Here is a 16798-nt window from a genome sequence, read left to right as displayed (position 1 = left end):
TAGCAGAACCATCACGAACAGTAGCCGTCGCTGGCCCAAACGGGGGCAGCGATCGCCGTACGGATTAACAAGCCTGCGATCGAGCTGTCAGGCACGAGCGTCAAACTCCCCCGCCTTCATGCCTTCTGTGAATGCCGCCCACCCGCCGGCGGGTGAAGTGCAGGATCTGGCCGCGGCCCCGTTCCCTGCTGTCGCGGACCGCCGCACCGCTGTCCGGCATGAGCGCGACGTCGACGCAGTTGTTGCTGTTGTTGCTGCGGGTAGCATTCCGCCAGGCGGCGGTCGTGAGGCCGGTCATTTGCTTCCTTTTCGCTCGGGGCGGGCAGGCCAGCAGAACCCGGCTGACTCGGGATTGGAACGGCTCGCTCCCGCAGGCCGAGTTGCCATTCGGCCGCTTGCGTTGTTACTGGTGCTCCCGATCCATGCCGCGGCTTCGCGGCACTTCCTGGCTCGTCATCGACCGCCCGAGGGGACGTCGTCAAGACAGGCCAGCATTTGCCCGGCGACGCGCTGCAGCTCGGAATGCATGCGCTGTCTCGGCCGGCTGTAGTCGGTTCACGCTCCTCGTCCATCTACCGGCGGAACCTCGTGATCAAAGATCCCCAGATTCGCGGCCCACCCGCCCGCGTCTGTGCTGGCCGTTCACGAGTCGGCGGCATCTCCATCCACCGCCGCGTACGGCTCGATGGTGATACGCAGGATTGCGAAGCGCCACGTCATGCCGGCTTGGTACCGGAGGGCGTCGACGGCTGGCCGGCGTGATCCGCGATGACATGCTCATCGAACTGGACGCGGATACGCCGGTGGCCGGTCCTGGGACGTCTGCAAGTGCCGTCATTCGCCCTGCCGTCGACAGGACTGGAGGATTCGCAATGCTCGTGGCAGCGCATCGCATGGCGTAGTTTTGGCCTATGAGTCGCCTCGACGACGCGCCGATTCGCTTCACTCTGAACGGGCGGCCCTACGAGCTCTCTCGGGCCCAGGTAGAGGCTCGGCTGGCCGACGCCGCGCCCGAGGCCATCCACAAGCACGCTGTTCGCGTCAACAACATCTGGTTCCCGGCAGTCCAGGCCTTCGAAGCGGCCGTCGGCGTGCCACGGTCCGAGTTCATCTCCCATACGGCGCGGCGACATCTGGCTGCCTTGGGGTTCGATCTCCGGGGCGAGATCGAAGCGCGCGGATCGGCCACCGACACTGCCCCCACCCAAGACGTCGGAACGCCTGGCCCAGAGGAGTCAACGACGATTGCCAGCCCCGAAGAAGAGTGGCATACCGAGGCCAACGTCCAGGCCGCAGTCGTCACGGAGTTGGCACACAGAGGCTGGCGCATCCTCTCGGTAGCGAACACCGCCGCGCGGGAACATGGTATCGACGTGATCGCGAGGGGGGACCGCGGAACTGTCGGGATCGAGGTGAAGGGCTTTCCTAGTCGCAGCTACGCCGACTCCAGGCGCGCCCATGAGATCAAGCGCACGAGCCCAAGCACGCAGGCCGGTCATTGGTTCGCAGCAGCAGTCCTGGCCGCTATGCGACTCCGCGGCAAGCAGCCCGACTGGCAGAGCGCCATCGCACTCCCCGAGTTTCAACGCTACCGAGACTGATATGGCGAAGTGGCCGCGTCGCTCAGCGCCGCGCAGATTGACGTCTGGTGGGTCCACGCGGACGGCGCAGTCGAGCTGTCATGAACTAGCCGCGACGAGCAGTGCAGACCGCGTTCGTAGGCAGCACGGCCTGCACAGATGCCAGCGGGCGTCAGCTCACGCCTTCGATCCGCTCGAAGATGTCTGCGTCAGTTTCTTGCTGCCAGGCCGGCAGGTCGTCCCAGTCGGCTACGTAGCTGGGTTTGGGGTCGGGGATGTGACGGTAGATCTGCGCGATCCAGCACAGCGCCACAAACCGGCCCTTCTGCTCCCGGCTGAGCTTGCTCGTGTTTCCTTCAGAGAACTCGACGAACGCCCGCACCTGCTCGTAGACCGCCGCCGCGCTCTCCCGCTCCCAATCGGGTGTCTCTTCCCACGGTGCGACGTATCCGGGCTTTGGTTCGCCGGGGTAGTGCTTCGTCACGCCTGCGATCCATGCGTCACGGAAGATGCGGCCCTGTTCGTTTGACAACAGCGTGGCTCCTTTGGACGGGTGAGATTCCTACAGCGGCGAGCGCTCGACGGACAGGCATGCCGAGATGTCTTCGCTCAAGCGCAACAGCCGCGCATCGTGGCGGTGGCTGGCGAGCTGCTCGTTCAGGCCGGAGAGCTTGCGAGCGATCACGCCCGAACCAGACTGCTTCGTCAGGTCCATGGCGGCGGTTGCGTAACTCACCGTCTGCTCGACATCTCGGCGCATCACTCCTACGTTTGCCAGGTCCACGAGCACACTACCGCGCCGGCGCAGCGAGACCGGCGTACTCAGTGCTTCTTGCAAAGACCTCTCCGCCTGGTCCGGTTTGCCGAGCAGGGTGTAGCAGGTACCGCGTTGCTCGGGCAGCCGCGAGCCGTCGAAGCGCAGCCATCCTCCGGTCTGACTCTCGCGGCCTAGCCCTCTCACCTGTTCGGCCTGTTCCAGTGCTCGCTCGCTAGCACTCAGATCACCCAGTCCAGCGGCGGCCTCGGCCTGCACGGCACTCACCCAGTAGCGCGTGGAGAGGGCGCTATCGCCTTTAGCGGCCAGATCAGCTGCCGAGGCCAGCATCGGGACCGTGTCCGCGAACTGCTGTTCATACACGCTAATGAAGGCATGCCGAGTCAGGGAACAGGCCCACATGTCGCGGGCATCCGCCTCGCGGGCAGCCTGTGCGGCCAGGGTGTAGCAGTGGGCCGCCGAGGTGTATTGGTCGTTGTCGAAGAAGACCTCGCCGGCCAGCTGAAACAGGTCACAGGTCAGCTCGCAGAGGGCTTGGCGCGTAGCTGCTCGATGTGTCCGTTTCAGTCGGTCGACCAACTGAGCGAGTTGTTGCGTCACCAGTGGATACACCGCCTGCTTGGCAGTTGCCATCGCGAAGATCTGCCACAGCTGCTGGTTGAAGTTCGCCAGCTCCGCAACCGACCCAGCGTTCAGAGGCCCGTCGGCGACGAACTCGCTCCGATCGCCGACCAGCTCGGCTCCCGCAATAACGGTGCCCGCCAGGCTGAGGAGTCGCAGCAAGCCTCGGCGCGGCAAGTCGGTCTCTGTTAGTTTTCCAGAGGCCACCGTCTCGGCGGCCGGCCGCGATTCTGACGGTCCACTTCCACCTAAGACAGCGTTGAGCTGCGCACTCGAGACTCCCAACGCCTCCGCGAGCCGCGGGCGGGCAAACGGCACTGGCACGGTACCGCCAGCCTCCCAGCGCGCCACGGTCGAGCGGTCCACGCCGAGATGCTCGGCCAGACGCTCTTGGCTGTACCCAGCCGCGCGTCGCCACTCGGCCAATCGGGTCCGCTTGCCTGCCACCGTCGTATCTCCACCTCCCACCGGCTGCTTGGCAGAGTGCCGCGCGTGTGCAGCGTTGGTCAAGGATGCGCCAGAGATGCCACAAACGTGCGCTGTCGTGTACCCAGCGTAAGGGATGCAATTGGGTCTAGGCCGGACCAGCGGTGTCGCTCGACATCCCGCGCCCGCCGCCTCAGATTGTCGCCCCTCATCTCGACGTAGGAGTTGGAAGCGCCATGACCGGTACGTGGGTCCTCACGCTCGTCGCAGTTGTGCTGTACGGGTTCATGATCCGAGACATCTCGGAGGAGGTGCGTGGCGAGTGAATGCCCTCGTCGACGACCAAAGCCCGACCGACCGCCGAGTCCGGGTCTGGTTTGGTGAGCATGTCATCGCGGATTACACCGCCGAGCCGACGACGGCCATCCAGTACCAAGCCGCGATGACTCGGCGCTTCGCCAGTCTTCGCATCACCATCGAGCCAGTGACTGTGGCGGTGGACGAAGATGCTGCTAACTCGTGAACGGCCTACACCGACGCGGCTGGTGGTCCCGACTTTGGGAGCGTTTGGTCGCGACGTTCCGCCAGTGGATGGACGAGGAGCGGTGACCGACGACGCCCGGCCACTGCTGCTTGGCTATGCCCGGCGTGACCTGTACTTGTCCGACCGACACGTCGACGACCTGAAGTGTGAACTCGAAGCGTTCGCCAAACTCGAAGGCCTTGCCATGGGCTCGGTCTACGTCGAAGACCCCGATACCGCTCCGGCGACGTTCGAGGCGTTGGTGGCCTCGGTCAACCGCTACCAGATCACGGCAGTAGTCCTGCCAAGTCTTCGGCACCTTGCATTGGTCGGAAATCCGGCAGAGGTACAAGTCCAGTTCGAGCGCGTCACGGGGGCTCGCATCGTTCTGCACGGGGTCGCCCCATGAACCGGCGGGATCGGTGGGGAGTCGTCGTCCTCAGCCCGCACGTGCAGAAGATCGCTGCACACCCACCGGTCCCGCCATCTGCGGTCCTTGTCCGAGTCGTCCTATCCCCTGTGGAGGACTCGGCCAAGGATCGCCCGACAGCCGGCTGGCGCGGGACGCGGAGGCGAGTCCGTCCTGCGCCAGCCGTTCCACCCTCTTCTCAGCGCCCCTCGGAAGTGAGGCCGACATATGTCCCAAGTCGAACAGATGAAGATGCAGCTGCACGGTCTGGCCGACCAGTCGCGGCAGGGCGCGGCCAGCTTGGCCGGGTTCAAGCAGCGCTTCGAACAATCCAGCCAGCAAGTTCACGCCCTGATCCGCGGTACGGCAACGCGGGCCGACCAGGACATCGCGACGATGCTCGATGCAGCTGCGAAGTCCGTCGACCAAGCCGTGCAGTCGTTGCAGATCGCCGAGGCTGGCTGTCGCAGCTACGCCGACCAGATCTAGCCGGCCACGGCACATATGCCATCCGAGCTGCAGCGGATCGCCGTACAGCTGCTCGCATGCCTGGACGAGTCGACGCGAGCGGTTACCTACCTGCACGACCGAGCCAGGAAGAGCCGCGAAGCGGCGGCATGGATCGGCAGCTCGAGCAACAACCCGAGTGCCCGCATGGCCGCCACGCAGCTCGACGAGGCAGCGAGGCGCTGCGAAGAAGCTGCCCACTACCTATCGCAAGCTGAGTCCCGTGCGAGGGCGTGGGTGGATCAGATGGTCAGCGGCGTACGGACCGCCGAACCGGGCGATGGCTCCGCAGGTCGGCGAAGGCTCGGCCCGGGCGGAAGCACACCACTCGCTGAACGTCGGCCGAACGAGAACAAAGAAGCGCCGGAAGCTAGCGAGTCAGAAAAGATCGCGGGAGCCGGCGGCGACGGGACTCCAGAGGAGGTGCCGCCGGCACCGCGAATCAGCGACGAGGAGGCCTGGCGTCTGTTCGGGACGCTGCCGATCCGTGACGGATCAGTCGTCAGCCGACCGAAGACGCGGGGCCTGTGGAAGGACGCCGATGGCAAGGAACACCCGCTTGTTAGCGGCCAGCGGAGCAGCGACGGGCAGGGGGTTGACCCGTACTACCAGCAAGTCAAGGAGTTCATGCGCGAGCAGCGGATCGGCCGCCAAGACGCGGATCCGATGGTTGCCTCACATGTGGAAGCCAAGTTCGCGTTGCTCATGCGTGAACGTGGCCTGAGGCACGAGACGATCGTGGTCAACAAGATCCCTTGCCCCGGTCGATTCGGCTGTGACCAGTTGCTGAAACTGTTCCTGCCACCAGGCAGTACCTTGACCATCGTCGGTCCCAACGGATTCAAGAAGACGTACGCCAGCCAACAGAACGGATAAGTGACGATGCCGAACACGGTGGAAGCCTTCTACAAGAACGATGAACCGACGCTTATCGAGTCCGCCGACGACGTCGACGCCCTCATCGATTCCGTCTTGGCCGAGTCGTTCGACAACTCCGTTATCACGCTCTACAGCACGGCCCGCCCTCTGATGGAGTCCGGCGTACCTGATCACGAACTGCGGGTCGCCCTTCACGCCGAGGCCAAAGTCGGCGGCATCCGCTACGTCGGCGACGACGGCACTCACGAAGGCAGCTGGTACGTCCCTGGACAGGTCAGCCTGCGCGAGGAGGTCTTCTACAACTACGCCAGTCACGACCAGGGCTGGCCGCAGGACTCCGAAGTCAGCATCGATCAGGTACGCCAAGCGGTGCGGGAGTTCGTAAGCGGCGACGGTGCCCGACCGCGGTCCTTCGAGTGGCGCGACTGGCCCGAAGGCGTCAGCTGAACTCGGTATCAGAGGAAGCAGACAACCATCGTCGCACCCCCAGATCTGGCAAGCACCTTGCGCGAACTTGCGAGGTACTCGCCAAAAGCTTGGCCACGAGTGGACGCCCGCTCGATGATTTGGCCGGGCACTCACCCACAACGCAGTACTCAACCCGGGAGGTCATCGTGGCACTACAGTTCTACGGCAAGGACCCAGACTGCCCAGGCAACAACTGTCCTGCGGTCTTCCGTGACGAGGAGACTGGAGACGTCTACTTCCAGGGTGAGACGGTCGTCGATCCGACTCTGCTGGCCAGGCTGTCCGAGGACAGCGGTCTCTCGGACTCGGAGTCGGTCGTGAAGCTACCCGCCAGGATGGCGGAGATGATTGTGGAGGCGTGTCGTGCCGGAGCCGTCGTTTGATGAACTGCTCGCGAGCAGCACGCGGAGTGTGCTGAAGCTGGAGCTCCGCGACCAGTACATGCTCGACGATCCCGCCTTCGCGGCATGGAAGGCAGGCGATCTCGACCAAGCGGTCCGCGAGTACGCCGGCTGGACAGAGATCGCCAGCTCTGCAACAGCACGAGGCGTCGCGTTCAAGCGGGTCCGGGTCATCAGCGAACCCGCGTCGGAGTACATCGCGTTCGAACATGCTGTGACCTCACGGGTCAACGTGGTTGCGGGCGAGGCGATTCGCTGGGTACCTCGCCCACGAGTGTCGGCGATTGCCCTGCCTGGCAACGATGTCTGGATCTTCGACGAGGCAACACTGCAGTTCGGTCTGTTCGCTGGTGACGGGCAGTTTGTCGGGAACGAGGTCAGCACCGATCCAGACGCAGTGAAGCTGTGCCTCTCGGCCTTCGAGGCCGCGTGGGAACGCGGCATCGACCACGAGCAGTACTCCGTTACGCTTTAGCGGTCCTGCCTCTACGTCGTTACCGATCTGGATGCCTCCTTCGCAATCCTCAAGTGCCCAGAGCGCCCGTCAGGCGCTCGCTGATCGGCTGCGGGACATCAGACTCGACGCGGGACTCTCCGCGCGGGCGCTGGCCACTGCGGCCGGTTGGCACGAGGCCAAGACCTCCAAGATCGAGCACGGCAAGCAACAACCATCCGAAGCCGATCTGCGCACCTGGTGCGCAGTTTGCTCCGCGACGGCACTCCTGCCCGAGCTCATCGCCGAGCTGCGGTCCGTCGACTCGATGTGGCTGGACTGGCGACGCGTCGATCGGACCGGGTTGCGCCATCTCAACGCCTCCGTTCGCGACCTCTACGACCGCACCAGGCAGTACCGCTCCTACTGCCAGACCATGGTGCCCGGACTCCTGCAGACCGCGGACTACACGACGGCCGTACTCACCTCGATCCGGGCTCGCCGGCACGTCGCGATCGACGACATCGCCGCAACCTTGGCCGAGCGGATGGATCGCCAGCGCATCCTCACCCAAGGCGGGCACACCTTCGCCTTCGTCCTCGAAGAAGCGGCGCTGCGCTACCAAGTCGGCGGCCCAGGGGTGTTGACCGGACAGTTGCGGCATTTGCTCGACGTTATGCAACTGCCGTCGGTGAGCCTCGGTGTGATTCCTGCCGACGTCGACCGATCGCCACGCTGGCCGGTCGAAGACTTCTACATCTTCGACAATGCTCAGGCCAACGTGGAGCTGGTATCGGGCTTCCTGACGATCACCCACCCGCGCGAGATCGCCATGTATGCCGAAACATTTACGGCACTCGGCAAGCTCGCCGTGTACGGATCAACCGCCCGCGGCCTGATCCAGTCCTCGCTCGCGGATCTATCTGCCTGAGATCCTTTCCCTCTTGGCTTTGGAGGTCTCCACCAGCACCGTTTGTAGGTCAGTGCTGACACCACCCGGACCAGGAGGGCACCTTAGTGTTGGTGGGAGTTGACAACACCCTGGCGGGCGCGCAAGCGGAGCGAGTCCGAGCAGATTGAGCGGAGGTGGGCGCATGTCGGCGACGAAGCTCCTGGTACTCGGTGTCGTGCACCTCTCCGGCGGCGCGCATGGCTACCAGGTGCGGTCCGAACTGCAGAGCTGGGGTGTGGAGATTTGGGCCAAGATCAAGCCCGGCTCGATTTATCACGCGCTGAAGAAGGCGGCGGCTGATGGCCTCCTCACCGAACACCCCGAGCCGGGCAACTCCGGGCCGGAGCGCGTTCTGTACCGCGCGACAGCTCGGGGACGTGACGAGATAGTTGAACTTGTCCGCGACGGTCTGCGGCGCACCCACGACCCGGCCATGCTCAACGCGGCCATCGCCATGTTGCCCATGCTGACCAGGACAGATGCCATCGCGCACGTCAACGAGCGAGTCGCGCGCCTGGAAGCGGAGCTCGTAGAGCAGGCCAAGTGGCGGGAGCACCCCAATCGGGACACCCCCGAGCACGTCCGCGATCAGGCCGAGCTGTGGGCGGGACACGCACGCACCGAACTGGAGTGGGCGAAGAGCCTGAGCAAACGACTGGCTGAGGGCGCCTACACCATGGCCGATGATCCGGGTTCGTGGCGAACGGTCCCCGATCACCTCAAGATGCGCTTCTAATCAAACTTGACTAGACGTTCCTCTTCGTGCACTCTGGCCAAGTAGCCAAACTTGACTAGTGCTCAACCAATCCGTTCGCAACACCGAGAGAAGGAATCGAACCTATGGGAAAGCGCGCGATCGAGACGAGAGGGTTGAAGAAGAGCTTCGGCAAGACCCACGCGGTCGCCGGTGTGGACCTGGCCGTGAGCGCCGGGGGCGTGTACGGCGTGCTCGGTCCGAACGGGGCGGGCAAGACCACCACGATCCGCATGCTGGCCACGCTCCTGCACCCCGACGCCGGAGAGGCGCAAGTGCTCGGCTACGACGTCGTGCGTGACGCCCAGGCGGTGCGGAGCAGGGTGGGCCTCACCGGGCAGTTCGCGTCGGTCGACGAGGACCTCACCGGGGTGGAGAACCTGTTGCTGCTCGCCAGGCTGCTCGGCTACTCACGCCGCCTAGGCAGGGAGCGGGCGACCGACCTGCTCGACGCGTTCGGTCTTGCCGAGGCGGCCGACCGGCAGGTGAAGAAGTACTCCGGCGGGATGCGCCGGCGCATCGACATCGCGGCGAGCCTGGTCGTCACCCCCGAACTGATCTTCCTCGACGAGCCCACGACCGGGCTCGACCCGCGCAGCAGGAACCAGGTCTGGGAGATCGTCAGGGGCATGGTCGCCGAGGGCGCCACCGTGTTGCTGACCACGCAGTACCTCGACGAGGCCGACCAGCTGGCCGACCGGATAGCGGTGATCGACCACGGGAAGGTGATCGCCGAGGGCACGAGCGGCGAGCTCAAGGCATCGGTCGGCGCCGGCTCGCTGCACGTACGGCTACGTGCGCCCGAGCAGCGGGCCGAGGCAGAGCGGGTCCTCGCCGGCGTCCTCGAGGTGCCGGCCGAGCCGTCCGCTGACCCGGCTGCGCTGTCCGCGCGGATCTCCGACCCCGAGCGGGTCGCCCGTTCCCTGGCCGAGCTGTCCCGCAGCGGCATCGACGTCACCGAGTTCGCGCTCGGTCAGCCGAGCCTGGACGAGGTGTTCCTCGCCCTGACCGGGCACGCCGCCGAGGAGACACCCGAGGAGGATGCCGCATGAATGCCACGTCCGCAGAGCAGGCGTCGGCGCCGGTCACCGAGGACGCGCTCCGCAGTGTGCTGTTGGCTGGCGAGCGGCCGTCGCGCCCCGGTCCGGTGCTCACCTCGTTGACATTCGGCTGGCGCGCTTTGCTGAAGATCAAACACGTCCCGGAGCAGCTCGTCGACGTGACCATGTTCCCGATCATGTTCACGCTGATGTTCACCTACCTGTTCGGTGGCGCGCTCGCCGGGTCGACTCAGGAGTACCTGCAGTTCCTGCTGCCCGGCATCCTGGTGCAGGCGAACGTCATGATCACCATGAACACTGGCATCACGCTGAACACCGACATCCAGAAGGGGGTGTTCGACAGGTTCAGGTCACTTCCGGTGTGGCGACCGTCGCCGCTGGTCGGCGCCCTGCTCGGCGATCTGGTGCGCTACTCGATCGGGTCGGCGATCGTGATCACGCTCGGACTGGTCCTAGGGTTCCGGCCGGAGGGTGGCGCCGTCGGGGTAGTGCTCTCGGTGGTGCTGCTACTGGTGTTCTCGTTCTGCCTGTCGTGGCTGTGGACGATGCTCAGCCTGATCCTGCGCACGCCGAACTCGGTGGCGGGGGTCAGCATGATGGTGATGTTCCCGCTCACGTTCGTGAGCAACATCTTCGTGGACCCGAAGACGATGCCCGGGTGGATGCAGGCGGTCGTCGAGGTCAACCCGATCACCCACCTGGCGACCGTGGTACGCGGCCTGATGGACGGCTCGGTCCCGGCCGGGGAAATCGGCTGGGTGCTCGTCTCGTCCGTACTTCTCGTCGCGGTGTTCGGTCCCATCACCATGGTCCTCTACCGCAACAAGAAGTAGATGCCGCTACCGCGAGCACTTGGTCGAAATCAACTCCGACAACCCGGCCCACTCGGCCAACGCCATCACCGGTACCAGGCCCGGACACGACAAGGAGAGCCGAATGAGCACCATCCCCAAGAACAACTCGGAAACCGTTGCGCACACGCCCGGGCGGGCGAGCAGCATCGGGGTCTGGATTCTGCAAGTCGTGCTGGCGGCGATAATCGCCGGCGGCGGAATCTCGAAGCTCGCCGGCGACCCGGTCATGGTGGACATGTTCGCCGACATCGGGGCTGGCCAGTGGCTCCGGTACCTGGTCGGAGCGCTGGAGGTCGCGGGAGGGGTTGGACTTCTGATCCCGGCTCTGGCGGGCCTGGCCAGTCTGGGGTTGGCGGCATTGCTGACCGGTGCTGTCATCACCGATCAGTTCGTGCTCGAGCAGAGCCCTTGGCTGCCGCTCGCCCTTCTCGTCGTGGCGGCCGTGATCGCAAGGGCGCGGTGGTCGCGCACCGAGGCCGTCGTCGGCACGCTGCTCAGGCGCTGAGACAAACCTCTCGAACGGAGATGTGAGATGAACGAGATGGCCTTTCGCGTGACATCAAACGATGGCACCACCATCGCCTACGACCGGAAGGGAAGCGGCCCGGCTGTCGTCCTGGTAGGCGGCGCACAGGACGACGGAGCCGAGAACGCTCCGTTGATACCTGCTCTCGCCGAGCACTTCACGGTTTACAACTATGCCCGTCGGGGACGCGGCGCGAGCGGCTTCACCGAGCCCTACGCCGTGGAAAGGGAGATCGAGGACCTGGATGCGTTGATCGCGGAGGCGGGCGGCTCGGCGCACCTGTTCGGGGCGTCCTCTGGTGGCGCTCTGGCGCTGGAAGCCGCCGCGGCCGGGTCAGCCATCGACACGATCGCCGTGTGGGAGGTGCCCTACGCGGTCGGGGACGACATACGCCCGCGATTCGAGGAGTACGTCGCGGACACCCGACGCGCCTTCGACGCCGGGCGAGACGAGGAGGTTCTCGAACTGTTCATGCGCATGACCGGCGCCTCCGACGACAACATCGCGGCCAGGAAAGCGGCAGGCAAGCAGACGGCGCATTGGGCGGATTCGGTCGCCCTCGCGCCCACGCTGGTCCACGACAGCCTCTTCCTCAACCGCTACCAGTTGCCGGCCGATCGACTGGCAACGGTCACCCAACCGGTCCTGGTCACCACCGGAGGACCGATCACGGTCCCCTACATGGCAGGCCTGCCCTCGGACTTCTTCGACCGCGCAGCCGACGAGCTTGCAGACCTCCTACCCCACGCTCAACGGGAGACCCTCGAGGGGCCGGATCACGTCGTCGACCCACAGATCGTCGGCCCGCTGTTGCTACGGTTCTTCAGCAGCGAACACTGAGGGGCCCGCGAGGTGTTGCGGGAAGACCGATTAGGCACCGCGCAAGCAGATCTTCGTCGCGCCAGGGACACGGGCGGACAGGTGGTGTCGAGGTTGATGTCGTCGGCGGCATCACAGGCCTGATCCAGGGCGTGCTCGTCACCAACGTCTTCGTCACCACGCAAGGCCGGGCCGTCGTACTGACCTGGGCTTCAGTGGGACTCGACCTGGCCTACTCGCTGCTCATCGGCTCCGTCGTCGGTCGTACCCCGCACTCCGGGCCGACTCAGTACCGCCCACCGAAGCCCTGCGCAGCACATGACCAGGCACCTCGGTAGGGCCAGTGATTCCGGGCTGTGGTCGCATGCGGTCACCGTTCCCGGGCGGTGGCCCGGTGCCGAAAGTCGTGCCCACGGCGTGCTCACGTCAGGAGTGCCACCGATGACGCAGCCGCGTTCCCGGGTCGACCTGTACGCGGCGATCCGACGGGATGCCCGATCTGGGATGTCCAACCGCGCGCTGCAGCGCAAGCACGGCGTCGGCTTCCGAACCGTGACAGCGGCGCTGGAATCTGCATGGCCGAAGGAGAGAACGCAACCGCCCAAACGCGGCTCACGGCTTGACGCGTACCGAGTGGTGATCGACGACTGGCCCGCTACGGCCGCGTCGACCTGCTGTGCATCGACGAACTCGGCTACATGCAACTCGACCGCCGCGGCGCGGAACTCCTCTTCCAGGTCCTCACCGAGCGTGAGGAGAAGGCCTCGGTCGCGATCGCGTCCAATGACTCCTTCGGCGGCTGGACCAACACCTTCACCGACCCCCGGCTATGCGCAGCCATCGTCGACCGACTCACCTTCGGCGGCACCATCCTCGAGACCGGCACCGACTCCTACCGTCTGGCCCAAGCCACAAAGCAGCGGACAACCTGACACCCGTCGGTCGAGGAAGCGGTGTCGACGCAAACCAACATCCGCGGCACCGACACGTGCCCGGCGGTGTCAGAACTCGCCAACAAGCGGTGTCGGACGAAACCTCCGCAGCCAGCGTGCGTGAACTCAGCGATCGTGTACCGACCGAACAGGCGCTTGACGTGCCTGGTGGTCCAGACCGCGTCAGCCCGAAGAGGGAGACGAACTCGTCGACGAGCTCCCGCTGCTGGACCCGCTCGACCGCGGGGCAGCTCGTAGTCCAGACCACGGTGGGCCTCCATCGCCCCGCTGATCTCCTCAGCCAGGCCGCCGTCAGCACGACTGTGGCCCGCGCGAGCTCGACACGACCTCCAGCGACCAACCGCGCGGTGCCGTTTCACCAGAGGTTGAGGTCGGTGAGCTCTTCGTCGAGCGCGGTTGCTGCGGAGGGGTTGTGGATTCGGCGGCCCATGTAGACGTCTTGGGTTATGGAGACTTGGGCTTGGCCTAGGTGGTCGGCTATCTGGCGGGCGGATTGGCCTCGGCGGTCTAGGGCGGTGGCGGTGGTTTTGCGGAACGTGTGGGAGCGGATCCAGGTGAGGGCGTCTGAGGGTGAGGGTTGGGCTGCTTGGTCTACTTGGGCGCTGAGGGTGGGGGATGCGTCGAGGTTTATGCGGTAGGTCTTGACGAGGATGGCTACGAGTTCGCGGTCGAGCTTGATGCGGCCGTTCTCGATGAGTTCGAGTCTGGTCTTTGGCCAGCCGAGCTTCGTGACGACCTGTTTGCGGGTGAGGCCGGCTTGGAGGCGGGCGGATCGGAGGGTATTGCCTAGGTCGCGGCGGGCGGTGCTGGCTACGGGGGACAAAGCGCGGCGGAGGGCTCGGCGGACGTTGGACGGGTCTCGGAAGCCTCCGAGGGAGTCCGCGAAGATGGGTTCGTCGGGGAGGACGCCGGCTGCCTGGCGTCGGCGGAGCATGGTGACGGCCCAGTCTGGGAGGGGTAGGGCGCGTACGCCGGCCTTGGACTTCGGGGCCTTGCGGATCAAGCCTTGGCCTGGGACGCGAACCATGGTGTGAGTGATCTCGACTGCGCCGGACTCGAGGTTGACCTGTGACCAGAGGACTGCGAGCGACTCGCCGATTCGGACTCCTGTGCCGAGCATGAAGATCACCAGGTCAGGAAGGTCGGCGCGTACGGCGGCTTCGTCGGTGGTCAGGAGTTGCCTTAGGCCGGCGATCTCTTCGTTGGTGAGTGCTCGGGGCGGGTCCTTCGGGCGGGCCTCGATCGCTTCGACCTCGCGGACCGGGTTGACGGTCAGAGCGCCGTACCGGACGGCGAGTTGCATCATGCCGGAGACGACAGCGCGGCAGGTCTTCGCCGTGGATCGACCGGCGTTGCGCTTGATGGTTCCGATCACTCTGTCGATGCGGGGCGTGGTTGCCTCACCGATCAGGAGCTCGCCCAGGGCAGGGCGTACGTGATTCTTGATGGCCGTGCGGTACGTCGTCAGCGTCGTCGGTGATCGACGGCCGTCTTCGATGCGTTCCTCGAACTTCTCGATCCAGAGGTCGATCAGGTCGTTGATCTTGTCCGTCGGGCTCAGCTCGCCGGACTGCGTGATCTTTGCGCGGTCTCGCAGCTTCGTGAGTAGGCGGTGCTCGGCTGCGGTCTTGGTCTTGGCGGACGCGGTGACTTCACGGGTACGCCCGTCGTGGTCACGGAAGTACGCGGCGGCGCGCCAGGCCACCACTTTGCCCTTGTTGTCCTTCCTCTCCGCACGGGATCGGACGTTGCCCCACGTTCCGATCGGAAGGTGCGGTCTGCTCATCTCGGCCCTCCACAGTCCAGCTGCGCGTGGAAGCTCAACGGCTGGGCGGGCCGGAGATCGGGCGAAACGAGAGCAGCGCGACAGGATGCGATACGTCGCTCAACATCGCGACGCCAGCTGCCTGTGGTAACTCTGCGTATTGGCAGAGTAAAAGCAGACCTGATGGCGTCGGCCGAGGCGCAGATCGGCGCCTGACCTGCGGAAAGCGGTAGGCCCCGTGGGACTCGAACCCACAACCCGCGGATTAAAAGTCCGCTGCTCTGCCAATTGAGCTAGAGGCCCTCATCTGGTGAGGGGAACAGTGTGTCAGGTTTGGTGGGGGTTTGCTTGGTGGGGGGTTGGGGTGAGGGGTTGCGTGGCGGGCCTGGCTGATGGTACAGATCGGAATTCGCTCGGGTTGTCCGGGTGCTGACAAGTCCTGCCGCGGGGGGAACCGACGGCGGGTTTGGGGGATGGGTCGTGTTGTTGGTTCGTGCTGCGTTGGGGTCGGTTGCGGTGGTGGCGCTCGTGGGGGCGTGTGGGGCGGATTCGGGTACGTCGGGGGCGGGTGAGCCGGCTGCGATCGCGAGTGTGCAGGTCAGCGTGACGCCCACGCCGGCCAGCACGGCCGGGCCGGGTGCCACATCCGCTCCGGTTGTGACGCCGACCAGGTCCCGCTCACCCAAGACGAGTGTCGCCACGACGAAGGAGGTCGTGGAGCTTCGGGTGATTCCGTTCAAGAAGAAGACGGTGACGGATGACTCGTTGGCGAAGGGTGAGCGGACGATCCGTACGGCGGGGGTCGACGGGACGCGGCGGCTCGTGTACCGGGTTACCTACGTGAACGGCGTACAGACGGGTAGGCGCCTGGTTCGGCAGGAGGTGGCGAAGGAGCCGCGTTCGCAGGTGACCGCGGTGGGTACGAAGGTCGAGGAGCCGGAGCAGTCCGGTGGGTGCGACCCGAACTACTCCGGTTGCGTTCCGATTGCCAGTGACGTCGACTGCTCGGGTGGGAGCGGGAACGGACCTGAGTACGTCGATGGTCCGATCGATGTTGTCGGCTCCGACATCTACCGCCTCGACGCCGACGACGACGGGATCGCCTGCGAGTAGGTCCGGGTGGCGGTGAGGGACAGAGCCAGGGCTACGTCGGGGTGGACGAGGGCTGTCGTCAGACGGTTCGAGTTGGCGTTCCAGGTGTGGCGGTTGATGGGGTGGGACGTCTGCAGGTGGAGTTCGTCGGGGGCTTCGGTGAGGGCGAACGGGATGGTGACGGGGTGGGTGGTGCCCCGGATCGTCAGGTTGCCGGTGACGTCGACGCGTTGGGGTCCGGTCGGTACGACGGCGGTCGCGACGAAGGTCATTGCCGGGTAGGTCGGCGTACCGAAGAAGTCGCGGCGCAGGTGGGCGTCGCGGCGGTCGTTGCCGGTGTCGACGCTGTCCATCTGGACGCTCAGCCAGCCGGTGGAGGCCGCCGGGTCCGCGGTGTCCACTCGGAACGCGCCCTCGAAGGCCGTGAATCGGCCGTGGACCTTGCCGCCCACGCGGTGTGCGGCCACAAACCCGATCTGGGTCCGCTCCCCGTCGAGTACGTAATAGTCGCTCATACGGGGTACGACGAGGCAGCGCGGTGAACTGTCAGTCGATGACGGCTGAGGTGATGCGGCGTGGGGTGATGTCGAACATCGAGTCCTCGGGTGGGTTGGCCAGGTACGCCGCGCGGTTCTCCTCCGGCAGGTACTTCTCCACCATCGCGTTCAGCAGGTCGGGCTCGAGTGGAAGGAATCGCGCCACGCCCTGCATGTTGACGTACTTCGCCGTCGCCCCGTCGACCGTCTGGATCGAGAGTGACAGCTCCCCTGTGCCGGTCCGGTGCAGTCTGGTCTTCTTCGACTTGGCCGGCGTCATCACCTGAAATCTGTTGTCGTCGGGCAAGTGGCGGAACCACACCGGCGTCACATGTGGCGACCAGCCCGGTTCGTCGACTGCCAGCACGGCCACCAGCGGCCGCGCCAGGAACTCTGCAATTTCGTCCTCGTCCATCGCTCGAAATCCCATGGAAACCACGCTCCCACCAGCCACCGACAATTCC

The 16798-nt window shown here is 65.5% G+C and carries 21 protein-coding genes, 1 tRNA gene and 1 pseudogene; 16 read left to right on the top strand and 7 right to left on the bottom strand.

Annotation, left to right across the window (positions count from 1 at the left end):
* Positions 1–100: 100 nt before the first annotated feature.
* The gene (locus EV137_RS21405; RefSeq protein WP_202871063.1) at positions 101–298 is read right to left on the bottom strand and encodes a DUF397 domain-containing protein; all 198 of its coding nucleotides are present in this window, start codon (positions 296–298) and stop codon (positions 101–103) included.
* A gap of 613 nt (positions 299–911) precedes the next feature.
* Here EV137_RS21405 and EV137_RS21400 point away from each other — a divergent pair.
* On the top strand, positions 912–1601 hold the full coding sequence (locus EV137_RS21400; protein ID WP_202871062.1) for a hypothetical protein: 690 nt from the start codon (positions 912–914) through the stop codon (positions 1599–1601).
* A 151-nt stretch (positions 1602–1752) separates the two neighbouring features.
* Here the strand turns inward: EV137_RS21400 and EV137_RS21395 are convergent, their stop codons facing one another.
* On the bottom strand, positions 1753–2112 hold the full coding sequence (locus EV137_RS21395; protein WP_134130482.1) for a hypothetical protein: 360 nt from the start codon (positions 2110–2112) through the stop codon (positions 1753–1755).
* A 30-nt stretch (positions 2113–2142) separates the two neighbouring features.
* Positions 2143–3423 carry a helix-turn-helix domain-containing protein gene (locus tag EV137_RS21390; RefSeq protein WP_166679963.1) on the bottom strand — a complete coding sequence of 427 codons (1281 nt, stop codon included), beginning with the start codon at positions 3421–3423 and terminating at the stop codon, positions 2143–2145.
* 301 nt (positions 3424–3724) lie between these two features.
* On the opposite strand from EV137_RS21390, the gene EV137_RS21385 reads away from it, so the two are divergent.
* From EV137_RS21385 to EV137_RS21315, 14 genes and pseudogenes are all read left to right on the top strand, one after another.
* Positions 3725–3925 (top strand): hypothetical protein, encoded by a 201-nt coding sequence (locus EV137_RS21385; protein ID WP_134130480.1) that lies wholly within the window; start codon positions 3725–3727, stop codon positions 3923–3925.
* 82 nt (positions 3926–4007) lie between these two features.
* The gene (locus EV137_RS21380) at positions 4008–4334 is read left to right on the top strand and encodes a hypothetical protein (RefSeq protein ID WP_134130479.1); all 327 of its coding nucleotides are present in this window, start codon (positions 4008–4010) and stop codon (positions 4332–4334) included.
* 228 nt (positions 4335–4562) lie between these two features.
* Positions 4563–4823, top strand: coding sequence for a hypothetical protein (locus EV137_RS21375; protein ID WP_132407017.1), 261 nt, complete (start codon positions 4563–4565; stop codon positions 4821–4823).
* A 15-nt stretch (positions 4824–4838) separates the two neighbouring features.
* The gene (locus EV137_RS21370) at positions 4839–5717 is read left to right on the top strand and encodes a DddA-like double-stranded DNA deaminase toxin (RefSeq protein ID WP_134130478.1); all 879 of its coding nucleotides are present in this window, start codon (positions 4839–4841) and stop codon (positions 5715–5717) included.
* 6 nt (positions 5718–5723) lie between these two features.
* Positions 5724–6167 carry an Imm1 family immunity protein gene (locus tag EV137_RS21365; RefSeq protein WP_134130477.1) on the top strand — a complete coding sequence of 148 codons (444 nt, stop codon included), beginning with the start codon at positions 5724–5726 and terminating at the stop codon, positions 6165–6167.
* 167 nt (positions 6168–6334) lie between these two features.
* Positions 6335–6571, top strand: a complete 237-nt coding sequence (locus EV137_RS21360) for a hypothetical protein (RefSeq protein WP_134130476.1) — start codon at positions 6335–6337, stop codon at positions 6569–6571.
* Positions 6552–7064, top strand: a complete 513-nt coding sequence (locus EV137_RS21355; RefSeq protein WP_134130475.1) for a DUF6879 family protein — start codon at positions 6552–6554, stop codon at positions 7062–7064. The genes EV137_RS21360 and EV137_RS21355 overlap by 20 nt, the downstream gene beginning before the upstream one ends.
* Positions 7065–7095: 31 nt before the next feature.
* Positions 7096–7953, top strand: coding sequence for a helix-turn-helix domain-containing protein (locus EV137_RS21350; RefSeq protein ID WP_134130474.1), 858 nt, complete (start codon positions 7096–7098; stop codon positions 7951–7953).
* Positions 7954–8116: 163 nt separating this feature from the next.
* Positions 8117–8710 (top strand): PadR family transcriptional regulator, encoded by a 594-nt coding sequence (locus EV137_RS21345; protein ID WP_134130473.1) that lies wholly within the window; start codon positions 8117–8119, stop codon positions 8708–8710.
* A 104-nt stretch (positions 8711–8814) separates the two neighbouring features.
* Positions 8815–9780 (top strand): ATP-binding cassette domain-containing protein, encoded by a 966-nt coding sequence (locus tag EV137_RS21340; protein ID WP_134130472.1) that lies wholly within the window; start codon positions 8815–8817, stop codon positions 9778–9780.
* Positions 9777–10622: an ABC transporter permease gene (locus EV137_RS21335; RefSeq protein WP_134130471.1), complete on the top strand. Its 846-nt coding sequence runs from the start codon at positions 9777–9779 to the stop codon at positions 10620–10622. Before EV137_RS21340 ends, EV137_RS21335 begins: the two co-directional genes overlap by 4 nt.
* Before the next feature lie 19 nt (positions 10623–10641).
* Complete coding sequence (locus EV137_RS21330; protein WP_238175467.1) at positions 10642–11148, top strand: DoxX family protein; 507 nt, start codon at positions 10642–10644, stop codon at positions 11146–11148.
* Positions 11149–11196: 48 nt separating this feature from the next.
* Positions 11197–12009: an alpha/beta fold hydrolase gene (locus EV137_RS21325; RefSeq protein WP_238175466.1), complete on the top strand. Its 813-nt coding sequence runs from the start codon at positions 11197–11199 to the stop codon at positions 12007–12009.
* Between the two features lie 620 nt (positions 12010–12629).
* Positions 12630–12920, top strand: a pseudogene (locus EV137_RS21315) (ATP-binding protein); the annotation flags it as partial.
* Positions 12921–13296: 376 nt separating this feature from the next.
* Here the strand turns inward: EV137_RS21315 and EV137_RS21310 are convergent.
* Positions 13297–14727: a helix-turn-helix domain-containing protein gene (locus EV137_RS21310; RefSeq protein WP_134130469.1), complete on the bottom strand. Its 1431-nt coding sequence runs from the start codon at positions 14725–14727 to the stop codon at positions 13297–13299.
* 209 nt (positions 14728–14936) lie between these two features.
* A tRNA-Lys gene (locus EV137_RS21305) sits at positions 14937–15009 on the bottom strand.
* Positions 15010–15186: 177 nt separating this feature from the next.
* Between EV137_RS21305 and EV137_RS41100 the strand changes: the two genes are divergently transcribed.
* Positions 15187–15819, top strand: a complete 633-nt coding sequence (locus EV137_RS41100; RefSeq protein ID WP_202871061.1) for a G5 domain-containing protein — start codon at positions 15187–15189, stop codon at positions 15817–15819.
* Here EV137_RS41100 and EV137_RS21295 read toward each other — a convergent pair.
* Both EV137_RS21295 and EV137_RS21290 read right to left on the bottom strand, forming a co-directional pair.
* Positions 15777–16313: a YceI family protein gene (locus tag EV137_RS21295; RefSeq protein ID WP_134130468.1), complete on the bottom strand. Its 537-nt coding sequence runs from the start codon at positions 16311–16313 to the stop codon at positions 15777–15779. The genes EV137_RS41100 and EV137_RS21295 overlap by 43 nt on opposite strands.
* Before the next feature lie 31 nt (positions 16314–16344).
* A complete protein-coding gene (locus EV137_RS21290) occupies positions 16345–16764 on the bottom strand; it encodes a pyridoxamine 5'-phosphate oxidase family protein (RefSeq protein ID WP_166679962.1) in 420 nt (139 codons plus the stop codon).
* Positions 16765–16798 lie beyond the last annotated feature (34 nt).

The sequence above is a fragment of the Kribbella pratensis genome, from assembly GCF_004366075.1.
GTDB classification, from domain to species: Bacteria; Actinomycetota; Actinomycetes; order Propionibacteriales; family Kribbellaceae; genus Kribbella; species Kribbella pratensis.
The sequence above is the reverse complement of the archived record's forward strand: the minus strand, read 5'-3'. Positions and strand labels throughout refer to the sequence as shown.

Excerpts from the sequence above, each read along its gene's own strand:
- EV137_RS21400 (WP_202871062.1), top strand. The coding sequence starts at position 912 with ATGAGTCGCCTCGACGACGCGCCGATTCGCTTCACTCTGAACGGGCGG.
- EV137_RS21295 (WP_134130468.1), bottom strand. The coding sequence starts at position 16,313 with ATGAGCGACTATTACGTACTCGACGGGGAGCGGACCCAGATCGGGTTT.
- EV137_RS21405 (WP_202871063.1), bottom strand. The coding sequence starts at position 298 with ATGACCGGCCTCACGACCGCCGCCTGGCGGAATGCTACCCGCAGCAAC.
- EV137_RS21340 (WP_134130472.1), top strand. The coding sequence starts at position 8,815 with ATGGGAAAGCGCGCGATCGAGACGAGAGGGTTGAAGAAGAGCTTCGGC.
- EV137_RS21345 (WP_134130473.1), top strand. The coding sequence starts at position 8,117 with ATGTCGGCGACGAAGCTCCTGGTACTCGGTGTCGTGCACCTCTCCGGC.
- EV137_RS21290 (WP_166679962.1), bottom strand. The coding sequence starts at position 16,764 with ATGGGATTTCGAGCGATGGACGAGGACGAAATTGCAGAGTTCCTGGCG.
- EV137_RS21375 (WP_132407017.1), top strand. The coding sequence starts at position 4,563 with ATGTCCCAAGTCGAACAGATGAAGATGCAGCTGCACGGTCTGGCCGAC.
- EV137_RS21370 (WP_134130478.1), top strand. The coding sequence starts at position 4,839 with ATGCCATCCGAGCTGCAGCGGATCGCCGTACAGCTGCTCGCATGCCTG.
- EV137_RS21365 (WP_134130477.1), top strand. The coding sequence starts at position 5,724 with ATGCCGAACACGGTGGAAGCCTTCTACAAGAACGATGAACCGACGCTT.
- EV137_RS21310 (WP_134130469.1), bottom strand. The coding sequence starts at position 14,727 with ATGAGCAGACCGCACCTTCCGATCGGAACGTGGGGCAACGTCCGATCC.
- EV137_RS21335 (WP_134130471.1), top strand. The coding sequence starts at position 9,777 with ATGAATGCCACGTCCGCAGAGCAGGCGTCGGCGCCGGTCACCGAGGAC.
- EV137_RS21350 (WP_134130474.1), top strand. The coding sequence starts at position 7,096 with ATGCCTCCTTCGCAATCCTCAAGTGCCCAGAGCGCCCGTCAGGCGCTC.